Below are 13,294 nucleotides of genomic sequence, written 5' to 3'. Positions count from 1 at the left end.
CGGCAGATTTGGCGGAAAAAAACAACAAAATAAACGGTTACTAAAAAGGTGGCTACTGCCACCTTGTTATCATGACCCGTCGGGGCGTATTCCTCAGGCTTGACTGCGACCGCCATCCACTACCAGGGTATGTCCAACGACATAACTGGATTGGTCGGAACACAGCCAGCAAATCGCATTGGCAACTTCATTGCTGCGCCCCATACGCTTGAGGGGAATGCGCGATTCAATTTCTTTTAAACGGTTTTCGGGGCTGGGTGCGCTGTCGATTTGCTGCTGAACTCGAGGCGTTAAGGTCGCGCCCGGGGCGACCGAATTGATTCGAATGCCTTGTTGAATATATTCCAGAGCCAGAGATTTAGTAATGCCTTCCAGACCGAACTTGGCGGCACTGAAGGCCGCGGCACCAGGAGTTGCAGAGAGGCCATTAACGGACGATACGTTCACTATCTTTCCGCCACTGGGCATAAGTGCGATTTCTCTTTGCAGACAGAACATCTGAGACCAGAGATCAGCATCAAGGGTTTCTTTCAGCTTTGCCGTGGGGACATTGGCAAACAGGCCATGAGACGCCACGGTGGGTGAGGCATTGTTGATGGCGATATCCAAACGGCCATGAGTTTGTTCGATACGCTTAAATAGAATTTCTGTTGCGTGCTCATTATTCAGGTCGGTAGCAATGAACTCGACGGCATCTTTCAGTTCTGGGTTAGCCTCAACAGCATTTTCCCAATTTTTCTGACTGCGACCACAGCAAATTACCTGGGCACCTTGGCGAACCAATTGATTGACCGTGGCCAAGCCGATGCCTTGGCTACCACCAGTGATCAATGCGACTTTATCCTGAAATTGCATATCAGTAGTACTGTTCATAAGATTTCCGACGTCAAATGGTCAAATATAGAGAGGGCTTGTTATTCCAAGCCTGTTCTTTTAAATATAGCGTATAGATGAAAGTTTGCTTGGGCAGTAGATCGGGGATGACTAAGTAAGATGGATAGCGCCCGTTGCTGGGCGCTGTAGACAATGGCAGATGATCAGGCGTCTAGTTTACTGTCGGGCGAGAGATCAGTCGTTTTGCCATTTGATTTGAAATTCAATCTCTTCCTCATTGCCTTCACGTTCGTGCTCGATATTGTAAATCGCGCGCACTGGCACATAAATGCGTTCACCGGCAATTTGAATTTCAAACTTCTCACCTGTCTCCAAGGCGTCAGCCAGGCGGCGCAGCTTGGACACAAACTCAGCAGTTGAGTAGGACTTTTCGATATCGCGATCACTTTTATGGCTCATGATGTTCCTCATTTTTGGCGTTGGTTTGATCAATCCCTTCCTTAGACGAGTCTTTTGAGCAAAGGGGAATCTGTTTCAGCACGGGTTTCAGCAATGAGACCTCTTCCAACCCTTTGCCATCTTCCATAACCTGCCTGGTTACCAGATACCACTGTGCGTCGTTCAGATGGTCTTCAAAGCCTTTCATGACACAGCTGCAGTGCTGCCAGGCTTTGCTCAGAGATTCACTTTCACGGTATTCCGATTCCATACAGCCTGCGCGAATGCCCATTTTAAAGGTGAATACCTGCCAGGGGTTCATGGCAGAATCTGCCAATGTGGCGGGACTTAGAAAAAGAAGTAGAAGTACGTAGAGAGAAAATGCTTTGCTCATTAATGTTCCGCGGCGAATAATAATGTCCTTATTAAAGCATGTTCAGAATCCGTTGCCGAATCAGAAGCGAAGCAGATATCCGTTCACAACGGATATCTGCAGCATAAGCGAGAATGATGTCAAGGTTGCTCGATACGCTGATCCTGACTCAGATAAATCGCTTCACCATCCACTTCCAGATTGGCGGCGCTGTGAATGGTGATTGGGCCTTTGTATTGCGGGTTTAACTCGAAAAGTTGTTTGAAGCTTTTGGTCTCATAAGGTGCAATCTCGATGTCTACAGTCTGTACACTGTTCTTCACGGCTTGGCTGGGCATAACATCAATGCGTACTGTGCCATGGGTTTTCCCAGAATAAGGGCCGGTAATTTTAATCAGATTTTGCAGCTTCCCGTCACGTAGGTTGTTGCGATCGACCAGGCAGACACCATCGAAGCCAGGGTTGTCAAACGTCTCATTGACGGTGAAATGTCGACCTTTCCATGTGACTCGTTGGGTTAAATTCAGTTTGCGGGCTTTGACATTGTGAAGGTCTACTACCGCGCGGTTTGAAAGGGATTGCTCAATTTTCTGGTCGAGATGCTGGTCCTGCTGCTGCCAGCTGAGCGTGCTATTGAGTTTGGCATCGCCGGAAATTTCGCTCAGTAGTTGTGGTTTGCCTCCGTTGTAACGCAAGCGATTGCTCAGGCCGGCAAGTTGTTTCAGGGTCTCGGCGTTGTTGCTGTCAAGCAAAGCACGTTCAAGTGTATCCAATGACGCTGAAGCCAGTTGATGCTGCTGGCTGTCGTCCAGTTGGGCGTATACCTTAGGCAGTGTTTGGGCGCAGGGCTCCGCCAGCTGAGTACTCTGTTCCTGTAAACAGGCGCGGAATATGCGTTGCAATTTCGGCATGTCGGCGAATTGCCAGGGATTACTGATGAGCGTTGCGTGTTGGCGAGTGGCCGCCCTTGCAGGAAACTGCAAATACGGCGTTAGACGGTGACTGACATCATTCGCGAGTAAGCTTATCGCTCGAGTTCTGAGGCGTTCCATGTGATCGCGGGAAAGTGGGATGTTTTCGATCTGGCTGATGAGTGTGCCCTGATGTGAACCACGGATTTCAATGGTGATGTGCTCCCGGGAGAGTTTCACATTCACACCCAGTGCAGCGCCCTCTTCATTTTGTGCGTGCAATGCGTCGGCCAGCCGAGGTGATAGTGCAAAGGCTTGATATTGTGGGCCTTCAAAAATCAGGTAGCGCCCTTCTTTGATCCATAGAGGGAAGTAATGGTCGAGCCGATAGTTCGGGCGTTTGTTGCCGCTTGTTTGTTGGCTGTCAGTTTTTGTGTCTTCCGTGTTCGGCTTCTCTTCTTTAACGATTTGATAGTCGGTACGGTAAGCCTGGTTTTCCGGATGAAGCTCAAGCCCCAAGCCAATCCCCACTTGGCCACGATGCAGTTGGCCAGGTTGATATGTCACCAGTAATCCCAGTTGAGATTCCGTAGCGGGAATGATCAGTGGGTTGTCCAAAGGGCCAGGAAAATCGACGGCCTTTTGCATGGCGCTGAGCAGTTCACCTTTGGGATTAATGCCGATATCCAGGCGGGGTTGTTGTTTTTCTTCCTGAACGCGAATCCAATAGGCGTTGCCATCCTGCTCCCAGGGGCCGGATGCAATGTGAAAGCTGCTGTGCTGACTTTTGACGTACTTCTGAAATGCCGCTTCAAGTTGCTCCCAGTCAGGGAACACATCTTTCAGTAATTGATTGGCTGTCGGTAAAGTGGCTTCTGAATGTGGGTTAGCCGCCATCAGCTGATCACGGAACCAGGCAAAATATTGGGCGCGTTCGGGGTCGCTCAATAAAAAGTGAATGATAAAAAAGTTGAGGCCGCGCTTGAGTGCGGGGTTGTCATTGATTTCGGCAATGCCTGGTTCATCGGCGGCATAAAATTGCTTGAGGCCGCTGATCAGATAGCTCATGGGAGCCCGGTCTCGCACCATAACCGCCAACTGTTGGCGTTCAGGGTAATAAACGTGGCTGGCGATTGAGTCCGCGAGACCTTCGGTGATCCAGTTTGGTGCCCAGCTGGAATGGCCACTCAGTGCCATATGGTAGGCGTGCATGGTTTCGTGGATCACAATATAACGTTGATGCTGTTCCCGGCTGGAAGGAAAGCTGTAACCAGCTCGGTTGTAATACATGGTTTCTCCGCCCGCGTTTTTGTGAACCCCTCGACGAAAGCCATCATCAAGCATGGTATTGCGGGTGCTGGCCCGGCTTTTGCCATAGACCACCGCGATACGTTGGTTGTCGATATTGGCGGGCTCGGCTCCAAACAGCTCCACATAATGGGGATAAGACATCTCCAGAAGCTCCAGATAGAGCCTTACTTTATCTTCAGGCAGATCGCTTTTGATGGCAAAGTGCTTGCTAACCCACCACTCATAACCCGGGCTGTTGGCGATTTTACCGGCGCTGTAGGTATAAGGAATTTGCCGTCCCAGTTTTTTAATGTCCATGTTCAGGAGGGTGGAAAGCCGCCCCTCGACGTGTACGTCGGCTCTCATTTCGGTGGGCTTGGGAATGCTCACTTCCATCTTTGCGGCCATAGCATCCGGGGACTTAGGCGCCTGCGGGCTACAGGAGCTCAAGCCAAGAGCTGCGAGACAACAGGCGCTCAGAATACCGGTGTGGCGCAGGAATGTGCGGGTTCTGGATGGATGGGGACCCTGGGACTGACGAATCGAGTGAGTGCGCGCCAGGGGCGTAAAATGATTATTCGTCATGCCGGGTCCTTTATCATTGACTAAATTGTATATTTTATACAATATGCCCTATTACAGGACAAGTGCATAATGCGACAATTGTGAATGGGCCCTCTCATCCGGCAGCGTCGCGCTGCGCTTAGCGTCCAATATCCAGGGCGGCGTTGAGACTTGCCCCAAAGATCACAATAACAACAGACAATGGTGGCGATTTCATGTCTACGACAGCAGCCTCGCCGGCGAGCTCGGCATTTCCCAGGTCTTTCTATGTTGCCAATGGCATGGAAATTTTTGAGCGCCTGGCCTGGTACGGTTTTTTTACCGTATCTTCGGTGTATATGACGACCCCGGTTGATCAAGGGGGCGTGGGTTTTACAGAATCTCAACGCGGTGCGCTGCAAGGCATCATTCCCTTCTTTCTTTATATTCTGCCAGTCATTACCGGTGCCCTCGCCGACCGCTATGGCTTTAAGAAAATGTTCTTGCTGTCCTTCGCCATCATGGCACCGAGTTATTATCTGCTCGGGCAGGTCAGCAGTTTCGGAGGGTTTTTCCTGGCTTTTTTTGCCGTCGCACTCGGGGCGGCTTGTTTTAAGCCCGTCGTGCAGGGAACCATTTCCCTGACCACCAATAAACACAACCGAGGCTTGGGTTTCGGTATTTTTTATACCATGGTGAATGTCGGTGGTTTCCTAGGGCCTTTTGTGGCGGGTTATGTGCGGGCCATCAGTTGGGATGCGGTCTTTTTGATGTCGGCGTTGTGGATTTGCATCAACTTTTTTCCGGCCGCGTTCTTATATTCCGATCCTCGTGATCCGGAGCATGCGGATGCACAAGCCAGCAAGAGTTTGAAACAGGTGCTTCAGGAAGCCCAAGAGGTTTTAGGCAATGCGCGGTTTGCCATGACCATCTTTCCCTGCATTCTTTTATTGATGTGCGCCGGTGCGAGCTGGCTCAGTTACCCCGTGGCTTTTGCCGGTATTGTGGCTTGGTTGTTGTTGAATGTTGTCTGGAATAAATTTGCTTTGGACAATGAAGATGCAACGTGGTGGCAACAAAAAGTTCGCGTCAGTAATGTGCCCTTTGCTATCTATTTGGGAATTCTTTCTGGTTTCTGGGCGATCTATAACCAATTGTTTTACACCTTGCCGCTGTATCTTCGCGACTATATTGATACCGCAGACGTGATTGCCTTTATCAGTGTGTTTGGTCAGGGAGCGGTGGACTATTTTGCAATTGTGAATGTCGATGCACTGACTGAAAAACTGCAGGCGCTGGCGGGGCAGGACGTGCTCGCCAGTTTGGATACGCTGCGGCTAGAGTTGGTGCACTTAAAGGTGATGGTGCCTCAGACTGAAATTGCCTCGGCTATGGAGGCTATTCGCCAGGGTACAGAAGCTCGCGACATTGCGTTGCAATGGCAACAAGATTACCGGCAAATTAACCCGGAATACATTGTGAATATCGGCTTCGCTATGATTATTTTTGGTCAAATCGCTGTCAGTTATGTCTGTCAGCGTTTTAAAGCCATTAATGTGATTGTTGCCGGTGTGATCATTTTTGTGTTGGGCTTACTGGTTGCATTGACATCGGGCAGTGTTGCCTTGGGTGGCAGCACCATTGTGTTGGCCGTAGTGATGATGTCCTTCGGTGAAATGGTGACGGTACCTAAAAGCCAGGAATACGTAGCCAATATTGCGCCGAAGAATCAAGCGGCTTTGTACATGGGCTACTATTTTGTGTCCATGGCCTTGGGTTTTCTGTTCGCGGGATTGTTGTCGGGTTGGGGTTACGGAACCGTGGCCAAGGAGTGGGGGCGACCAGATTTAATGTGGCTTATTTTTGCTGCTATTGGTCTACTCACTTCAGCAGGCTTGTGGTGGTTTAATCGCCGCTACGTAAGACGCTCAATCGCGTAATTACTTGGCGAATAGTCTCTTGGCGCCTACCAGTCTTTGGGCAGGCGCTCATCTTTCAAACGCTGTTGCTTTAAGCGTTTACTGCGCTCTTCTTGTTCGACTTTCTTCCGATGACGGCTGTTCGCCTTCGCCCAATAGGCATCATCTCGTTTAAGTAATATGGCTTGGCACGCCGTGTATAAACCTGTGGCTTCCAGTAGAGGGCGCAAGCCTACTCCCAGAAAAATTAACACGGGAATGTACGTCCATAGAACATTGGGTGCGACCCAGACAAAAAACAAACAGAACCACCAAGCGGCGATGTAGCAGGCTCTTGCGAAAGGTCCCCAATAGAACTGCGCTTCTTTCACGACGATGTCATGTCCGAGGTTTACTAAACATCAATTTTTTGAGCGACAAATATGATCGACGCGGCTTTTCGGGTGTTGGGGTTTATGGGTTCGCGGACGCTTTGCAAACTGTATCCGGTTTCGCTGAATAGCTGCAGCCAAGTTTCCAGTGTTCTGAAATACCAAGGGGCGGCTTCTTTGAAGCGTTCACTGATGCCTGCCCAACTGCCTTCGCGCCAGCCATCCTCATAAGGCATGTCGCCACAGCTGGTATGGGGATGAAGTGTTTGCACAACAAAATGTCCGCCATAGTTCAGCAGGGGGCGTAAGCGTCGGAAAACCAATTCAACGGATTGTCGCCCGAGTAGTGAGAAGTTGGCGACAGCCAGGTCAACGGTAGTGCCAACAGTGCGTCGGCATATATGTTCATAACGACAGAGTTTGAAGTCGCCGCCGCCTTTTGCTTTGGCGGTTTCCAGAAACATGGGGACTGCATCAACGCCGACAACATTTCGCCCCTGATTGGCGAGCGCTCGGCTTAACCAGCCTTCACCACAACCCAGATCGAGTACACTGCGGCTGGGAATGTTTTGCAGGGTTTCCAAAATAGCTTGGTTAGTCACCAGCTCTCGACTGGCAATTTCACGAGCTTCCAGGGCTTCTATCCAGGGTGAGGCGTTGTGGTTCCACGCCTGAAGGATAAGTTGTTCATTGAGCAGAGTCATAGTCTTCAGTGTTCGTTGTTGGCTTGTGAGATGCCGTAAGCCGATTGGTCTCTTGAAGGATACGATGCTTTTGATAGCCTTCCAAGTATAGATGCCAAATACTGGTGAGCAAAATACCAAAACCAAGTATTATAACAGCCAAATTTTTAAGCCAGTCCATCATAAATTTCCGTAAGGTATTTATGGGCTTTTGAACCTTCCTGAAAAACAACGTTCCCTTTTGGAATGATCATGGCAATTATTTTGGGGTATCCGGGAGGAACTCTACTTTATCAAAGTGGGGATTCTGTACCAGTGCTTCAATAGACACAATGTGTTTAAGTTTTATCGGATGCTTCATTTTGCTGGGTACAGCGTGTAACAGAATTTCAAGCACTTCCTCGCCGTTGTCGTCCTTTGCAATATCACTTGGGACGCCGTGAATACACTGCCCACTGACGAGTTCTACTTTGATGGCCAGATGATAGATGCAACACAGTTCCAATACGTCATAAATTTGACAAGACAGCATCTTAGTCGCCTCCACAACCGCCGCTGCATCCGCTGTCGGTACTTCCGGAAAACAAGCCGGAGCTTTCTGTGCTTGTGTTTCCTGAAGTGCCAGAGCAACCCGATGCACAGGCAATATGTGCTGCACAATAATCGATGTAGGTTTTGTTGCTGTCCACCTTTGTGTTGGCTTTGCGTTTGCAATCCAGGCTGTAGTGAAAACCATCCTCGATTTTAAGCGTTGCATCGATGGAAAACAGCAGTGGGAGTTGAGAAGGTCTTGCCGGATCAATATTTTTCTGGGCACAGGCCAGGCGCCAAGCTCGCTTAATACTTTCCTGCGCGCGCACCGGACTGGACATGACCTCACTGGGGTTGTGATGCAAGAAGCGGCCAAAAGCCCTTTGGCAAAAGGACTGGTAAGAGCGAGTAATGAGGATAAACTCATGCCAGGCAAGGTCGACCACTTGCGAGGGCATAGCCACCATTTTCTGTTTGGCCATATGGCAAAGAGTAAAGTAGTCACGCAATGCTGAAAATACCCTCGCCACATCCTCGTCACTCAAGTGGGGATACTGGGTTTTAATCTTTTTCGCGATTAGAGAATTAAATCGGAAGTGACCGATGTATTTTCTTTGTTGTTGCAGGCGAATTTGATAATACAAATAGCCGGCAAGAAGCGCGGGAATAATGAGTATGAGCAGTTTGAAATCCATTATTGCCCTCGCGGTCGGTGACGCTCTTCCCTAAGTTTGAATGTTTGGGGTGGTGTTTGGGAAGCCGCCCTAAGCTTCCATTTTTAACAGTAGGGCTTTGATGTCTTCTTTAGCATTCAGAATATGCTGTTGCAAAAATTCACAGGCCTCGGCGCGTTTTCCGGCACGGCACAGCTCCAGAATTTTTCGGTGTTCCTGGGCGGCGGTAGTAAAACCACCCGCCAACATCAGATGCATACGCACATAGCGATCGGCACTTTTGTTCAAAGTGCGCACCATTTCCTGAGTTTGTGGGCGTTTCGCTTTTTGATACAGATGTTGGTGAAAATCCAGATTCAATTCGCCGCTGTGGCTCTGGGTATTCTCGTCGTCCTGTTTGGCCAGCCGGTCAAGGATGTACTCAGCTTTTACGAAGTCGTCTTCGGTTAGGGAGTCAAAAGCATGCTTGAGCAATTCCGCTTCCAGCATGGCACGCAGCTCGAACAATTCGTCTACCTGTTCGGCGGACACTTCAGTCGCCGTAGCCCCTTTGTGGGGCTCAAAGTGCACGAGTCCTTCGCCTTCGAGTTGCAACAGGGCTTCGCGCACGGGAATCCGGCTGACGTTCAGCTCTTCTGCCAGGGCGGCCTGACGCAAAGGTTCACCGGATTTGATCTCGCCGTTCAGGATCTTTTCGCGGATGGATTCCACCACCAGCTGGCTACGGGTTTTGTGCACAATGGCCATTAGGCTTCTCGGTTGTTATCTTGGGCGCTAGCGAGCGCTGACTGAGGCATAGTATAACGGTTAAGTGTTCCGCAAAAAACAGGCCGCTTAGCCTAAAAAAAAGGCCAGACAAGCTGGCCAAACACTACAGGAAAAAGGAACGGTATCGTGGGCGTTAGCCCAATAAATGCGCAGGTGCGTTCTGGTAGCAGATGGGGCGCACAAAGCGGTGATAGGCTTCGGCACCCACTGAGGTGCTGCGGACATCGGTCGATGAAGGGAATGGGCCTCCGTGGTTCATGGAGTAGCACACCTCAACACCCGTTGGCATTTGGTTGTAAATCAAGCGTCCAACCTTGTGAGCCAGCTGTTGGCTTAGGGCTTGGGCTTGGGCCAGGTCTTGTTCCAGGCCGTGAATACTGGCTGTTAGCTGACCTTCGAGAGACGCAATGACCTGTTGAAGTTCTTCGTCATTGCGATAGCTCACGATCAGCGCCGCAGGACCGAAGACCTCTTCATGCAGCTCTCGATTGGCTAAAAACTGGTTGGCACTGGTGTTGAACAATTTTGCGGCTGAAAAGTGAGCCTGTTCGACTTCATTGCTGGCGAGCAGTTCAACGCCATCGGCTTGCGCCAGTTTAATCGTGGCGGCACTGTAGGCGGCGCTGATGCCCTGGGTCAGTAAGGCGGTGGTGCTGGCATTACGGATCGCTTCACTGGCGGCTTGACGGAAATCATTGGCCGACTCAGGCACCAGCCACAAACCGGGATTGGTACAAAACTGACCATTGCTTAGCACCAGAGAATCCACCAAACCTTGTGCGATATTCTGAGCGCTTTCGCTGGCCATAGCCGGCATCACTACTTGCGGGTTTACTGCCCCCAGCTCGCCATAAAACGGAATGTTCTGGCGGCGTTCCCAGCAAGCTTTTTGCAATAACTGGCCGACACGAATTGAACCAGTAAAGCCAACTGCCTGAATCGCCGGATGTTGCACGAGTTCAATACTGGCCTCGGGGCGACTGCTCTGTACCAATGAAAATACACCACTGTGCAGTTCACATTTACGGATCGCTTTGTCAATGGCCTGGGCGACCAGCTCTGAGGTGCCTGGGTGAGCCGGGTGGCCTTTAACCACTACCGGGCAGCCTGCGGCCAATGCAGAAGCGGTGTCGCCTCCAGCGGTTGAAAAAGCGTATGGGAAATTTGATGCTCCAAATACGGCAACTGGGCCCAGTGCAATATGGCGCAGACGGGTTTCTGGTTTGGGTAGTGGTTCGCGCGCTGGATCGGCTTCATCAAGAACTTCCGCATCCGCCTGTTCACGAATGAACTGGGCGAACATCTTCAACTGATTTACCGTACGCATGCGTTCACCCTGCAAACGCATCATGGGCAGGCCAGTTTCCTGGGCCGTCGTATCGAGAAGCTCGTCACCCAGGGCCAGGATTTCTTCACCGATGGTGTCCAAAAACTGCGCGCGTTGCTCAACGTGCAATTGGCTAAAGCTGGGGAACGCTGCCTCGGCTTGCAAGGCCGCTTGGTCGATCTCCTTGCGGCTGGCATTGAAATAACGCTGCTCAAGGTTCTCGCCGGCTAGAGGATTGTAAGCCTGAAACTGCCCTTCAGCTTCGTTACCTAACCAAACGCCAGCAACCAGACTTTTGCCACTAATACTCATAAATGATTCCTGTTTTTCAATAGGCCTCTTAAGGCCATTAAGCTGCTAAAAGATAAAATTATGTTACTTGGAAGCCAAAAGCATAGGGGTCGTCATCATCGACGGTAATGCAATTTTTACCGAACACTTTTGCCCATCCTTTAATGCTTGGCATCATGGCGGGGCGCCCGGCAATTTCAGTCGCCGCTTCGACTTTGCCAACGAATTGACTGCCAATAATGCTCTCATGGGTAAATTCTTGGCCGACGCTGAGTTCACCGCGTGCGTAGAGTTGAGCCATGCGTGCGCTGGTGCCGGTGCCACAGGGTGAACGGTCGATGGCCTTGTCGCCATAAAAAACCGCATTGGCGCCATCAGAACCTGCTTTCTGAGGTTTGCCGGTCCAGAGTAAATGTGAGGCCCCACACACACTGGCGTCGTCCGGATGTACACACTCGACAGTGTCGTTGATGATGTCTCGAATGATTGGGCTGAATTGTAAGACCTTTGCCGCGGACCAGTTTTCCAGACCCGGGTAATTTTCCTGCGGCTCGACAATGATGTAGTAGTTTCCGCCGTAGGAAATGTCGACCTTCAGTTCACCAATACCGGGAACATCAATAAGAATGTCCTGGTGAGCCAGATAGGAAGCGATATTGTATATTTTTACCCAGTCGACCTTGCCGTCTTTCTGTTCGTACTCTACGCGAATTTGACCGGCAGGGACGTCGAGTATTAATTGCCCCGGAGTCCTGGCTTGTAACAGGCCGGATTCTAATGCCGCCGTTACCGTACCAATGGTGCCATGACCGCACATTGGCAAGCAGCCGGAAGTTTCAATAAACAGGATCGAAGCATCGGCATTGTCACTGCAGGGCGGATATAAAAACGATCCTGACATCATGTCATGACCGCGGGGTTCGAACATCAGGGATTCCAGAATCCAATAGTGATTGTTGAGGAAATCCTGTCGTTTCTCACTCATATTGCTGCCGGCCAGAGTTGGATGACCTGAGGTCACCAGACGAACCGGGTTGCCACATGTATGAGCATCGATGCAAAAAAACGTGCCTTTGCGCATGTATTCGGCCTTAATCAAGCGTATTAAACGTGGGTCATCACTTATCTATGACCAAGCGAACGGGTTTCTGGCCGCGTGAAAAAGGCGAGTTTGCCTGCGGCTAAAGATCTGGGCAGGACGGGGCCTTAGCGGGGCCAATGAACGAATTGAAATATAGTGTATATTGTATACAATAACAATCACTTTTCTTTCCTGGCGTTTTCCCTATGAGTTTTAAATTGTCTCTCCAGCAGGAGAAAATTAAGAAATTTCAAAGCCTTACAACCATTGATGCCCATACTGAGGGTGAGCCGTTGCGTATAATCCTAGACGGTTACCCTGAGGTGCCGGGTGATAATATTTTGGCAAAGCGTCGTTATTTGCAGTCCGAGCTGGATCATCTGCGCCAGGTACTGATGTATGAGCCACGCGGGCATGCGGATATGTACGGCGCTCTATTGACCGAGCCCACAACCGAAGGGTCAGACTTCGGCATCTTGTTTATGCACAACGAGGGCTATTCCAGTATGTGTGGCCACGGCATTATCGCAGCCGTCACCATGGCCGCTGAGTACGCCAACTTGGAGGTGGCTACAAGCAGCAAGCGCACCATTGGTATCGATGCCCCTGCGGGAAAAATTACTGCCTATGCCGAGCGTAATGATCAGGGTGAGTTGGCGGTGAGCTTTGACAATGTGGAATCGTTTGTCGAGGTATGTGATCGCACTGTTACTGTACCCGGCTTTGGCGAGGTGAGATATGACATTGCTTATGGTGGTGCCTATTATGCCTACGTCGATGCCGATGCCATTGATGTGGCTTGTGGCCCTGAAAATGCCGAGCAGTTGATTCAATTGGGGCGTGCGATCAAGCATGCCGTGATGGCTGATTATCCGTTAGTGCATCCGACCGAAGAAGATTTGGGTTTTCTCTACGGCACTATTTTTACGTCCAGAAAAACCAATGACGAAAGCAGTCATTCCCGCCATGTCTGCATTTTTGCCGATGGCGAAGTGGATCGCTCACCTACCGGCACCGGAGTGAGTGCGAGAATCGCTCTGCTGCGCCACCGCGGTGAAGTCAGTGTGGGTGAACGCATCAATATTGAAAGTATTATCGGAAGCGCCATGCAGGTCGAAATTGCTGAGGAGTTGGATTTCGCCGGTAAGGCCGCCGTGATTCCGAGGGTGTTTGGCACCGCATTTATCACCGGTGTGAATCAGTTTCTGGTGGACATGGATGATCCATTGAAACACGGGTTTTTAATTCGATAATCACGCG

The 13,294-nt window shown here is 50.4% G+C and carries 13 protein-coding genes; 2 read left to right on the top strand and 11 right to left on the bottom strand.

Annotation, left to right across the window (positions count from 1 at the left end):
- Positions 1 to 93 precede the first annotated feature (93 nt).
- The 4 genes from ABWW03_RS03190 to ABWW03_RS03175 form a co-directional block, all read right to left on the bottom strand.
- Entirely contained in the window at positions 94 to 873 is a 780-nt protein-coding gene (locus ABWW03_RS03190; protein WP_353406313.1) for an SDR family NAD(P)-dependent oxidoreductase, read from the bottom strand.
- Positions 874 to 1,068: 195 nt separating this feature from the next.
- Positions 1,069 to 1,293 carry an amphi-Trp domain-containing protein gene (locus ABWW03_RS03185; RefSeq protein WP_353406312.1) on the bottom strand — a complete coding sequence of 75 codons (225 nt, stop codon included), beginning with the start codon at positions 1,291 to 1,293 and terminating at the stop codon, positions 1,069 to 1,071.
- A complete protein-coding gene (locus ABWW03_RS03180; protein WP_353406311.1) occupies positions 1,283 to 1,666 on the bottom strand; it encodes a hypothetical protein in 384 nt (127 codons plus the stop codon). Before ABWW03_RS03180 ends, ABWW03_RS03185 begins: the two co-directional genes overlap by 11 nt.
- A 119-nt stretch (positions 1,667 to 1,785) precedes the next feature.
- Complete coding sequence (locus tag ABWW03_RS03175; RefSeq protein ID WP_353406310.1) at positions 1,786 to 4,431, bottom strand: hypothetical protein; 2,646 nt, start codon at positions 4,429 to 4,431, stop codon at positions 1,786 to 1,788.
- Positions 4,432 to 4,625: 194 nt separating this feature from the next.
- Here ABWW03_RS03175 and ABWW03_RS03170 point away from each other — a divergent pair, with 194 nt between their 5' ends.
- Complete coding sequence (locus tag ABWW03_RS03170) at positions 4,626 to 6,329, top strand: MFS transporter (RefSeq protein ID WP_353406309.1); 1,704 nt, start codon at positions 4,626 to 4,628, stop codon at positions 6,327 to 6,329.
- A gap of 26 nt (positions 6,330 to 6,355) precedes the next feature.
- Here ABWW03_RS03170 and ABWW03_RS03165 read toward each other — a convergent pair whose 3' ends face one another.
- From ABWW03_RS03165 to ABWW03_RS03135, 7 genes are all read right to left on the bottom strand, one after another.
- Complete coding sequence (locus ABWW03_RS03165) at positions 6,356 to 6,679, bottom strand: hypothetical protein (RefSeq protein ID WP_353406308.1); 324 nt, start codon at positions 6,677 to 6,679, stop codon at positions 6,356 to 6,358.
- Between the two features lie 23 nt (positions 6,680 to 6,702).
- Entirely contained in the window at positions 6,703 to 7,383 is a 681-nt protein-coding gene (locus ABWW03_RS03160; RefSeq protein ID WP_353406307.1) for a class I SAM-dependent DNA methyltransferase, read from the bottom strand.
- A gap of 238 nt (positions 7,384 to 7,621) precedes the next feature.
- Positions 7,622 to 7,894 carry a Rho-binding antiterminator gene (locus ABWW03_RS03155; RefSeq protein ID WP_353406306.1) on the bottom strand — a complete coding sequence of 91 codons (273 nt, stop codon included), beginning with the start codon at positions 7,892 to 7,894 and terminating at the stop codon, positions 7,622 to 7,624.
- Position 7,895: 1 nt separating this feature from the next.
- The gene (locus ABWW03_RS03150; protein ID WP_353406305.1) at positions 7,896 to 8,588 is read right to left on the bottom strand and encodes a glycine-rich domain-containing protein; all 693 of its coding nucleotides are present in this window, start codon (positions 8,586 to 8,588) and stop codon (positions 7,896 to 7,898) included.
- 69 nt (positions 8,589 to 8,657) lie between these two features.
- Positions 8,658 to 9,314, bottom strand: a complete 657-nt coding sequence (locus tag ABWW03_RS03145; RefSeq protein WP_353406303.1) for a GntR family transcriptional regulator — start codon at positions 9,312 to 9,314, stop codon at positions 8,658 to 8,660.
- A gap of 154 nt (positions 9,315 to 9,468) precedes the next feature.
- Entirely contained in the window at positions 9,469 to 10,974 is a 1,506-nt protein-coding gene (locus tag ABWW03_RS03140; protein ID WP_353406302.1) for an aldehyde dehydrogenase (NADP(+)), read from the bottom strand.
- A gap of 58 nt (positions 10,975 to 11,032) precedes the next feature.
- The gene (locus ABWW03_RS03135; RefSeq protein ID WP_353406300.1) at positions 11,033 to 12,034 is read right to left on the bottom strand and encodes a 4-hydroxyproline epimerase; all 1,002 of its coding nucleotides are present in this window, start codon (positions 12,032 to 12,034) and stop codon (positions 11,033 to 11,035) included.
- A gap of 206 nt (positions 12,035 to 12,240) precedes the next feature.
- Between ABWW03_RS03135 and ABWW03_RS03130 the strand changes: the two genes are divergently transcribed.
- A complete protein-coding gene (locus tag ABWW03_RS03130; protein ID WP_353406299.1) occupies positions 12,241 to 13,287 on the top strand; it encodes a proline racemase family protein in 1,047 nt (348 codons plus the stop codon).
- The last annotated feature ends 7 nt before the right edge of the window (positions 13,288 to 13,294 follow it).

The sequence above is a fragment of the Pseudoteredinibacter isoporae genome, assembly GCF_040372805.1.
In the GTDB taxonomy this organism is placed as follows: Bacteria; Pseudomonadota; Gammaproteobacteria; order Pseudomonadales; family Cellvibrionaceae; genus Pseudoteredinibacter; species Pseudoteredinibacter isoporae_A.
The sequence above is the reverse complement of the archived record's forward strand: the minus strand, read 5'-3'. Positions and strand labels throughout refer to the sequence as shown.

Bases quoted from the DNA above. Each gene is read 5' to 3' on its own strand.
- ABWW03_RS03190 (WP_353406313.1), bottom strand. From the start codon at position 873: ATGAACAGTACTACTGATATGCAATTTCAGGATAAAGTCGCATTGATC.
- ABWW03_RS03185 (WP_353406312.1), bottom strand. From the start codon at position 1,293: ATGAGCCATAAAAGTGATCGCGATATCGAAAAGTCCTACTCAACTGCT.
- ABWW03_RS03180 (WP_353406311.1), bottom strand. From the start codon at position 1,666: ATGAGCAAAGCATTTTCTCTCTACGTACTTCTACTTCTTTTTCTAAGT.
- ABWW03_RS03175 (WP_353406310.1), bottom strand. From the start codon at position 4,431: ATGACGAATAATCATTTTACGCCCCTGGCGCGCACTCACTCGATTCGT.
- ABWW03_RS03170 (WP_353406309.1), top strand. From the start codon at position 4,626: ATGTCTACGACAGCAGCCTCGCCGGCGAGCTCGGCATTTCCCAGGTCT.
- ABWW03_RS03160 (WP_353406307.1), bottom strand. From the start codon at position 7,383: ATGACTCTGCTCAATGAACAACTTATCCTTCAGGCGTGGAACCACAAC.
- ABWW03_RS03155 (WP_353406306.1), bottom strand. From the start codon at position 7,894: ATGCTGTCTTGTCAAATTTATGACGTATTGGAACTGTGTTGCATCTAT.
- ABWW03_RS03150 (WP_353406305.1), bottom strand. From the start codon at position 8,588: ATGGATTTCAAACTGCTCATACTCATTATTCCCGCGCTTCTTGCCGGC.
- ABWW03_RS03145 (WP_353406303.1), bottom strand. From the start codon at position 9,314: ATGGCCATTGTGCACAAAACCCGTAGCCAGCTGGTGGTGGAATCCATC.
- ABWW03_RS03140 (WP_353406302.1), bottom strand. From the start codon at position 10,974: ATGAGTATTAGTGGCAAAAGTCTGGTTGCTGGCGTTTGGTTAGGTAAC.
- ABWW03_RS03135 (WP_353406300.1), bottom strand. From the start codon at position 12,034: ATGCGCAAAGGCACGTTTTTTTGCATCGATGCTCATACATGTGGCAAC.
- ABWW03_RS03130 (WP_353406299.1), top strand. From the start codon at position 12,241: ATGAGTTTTAAATTGTCTCTCCAGCAGGAGAAAATTAAGAAATTTCAA.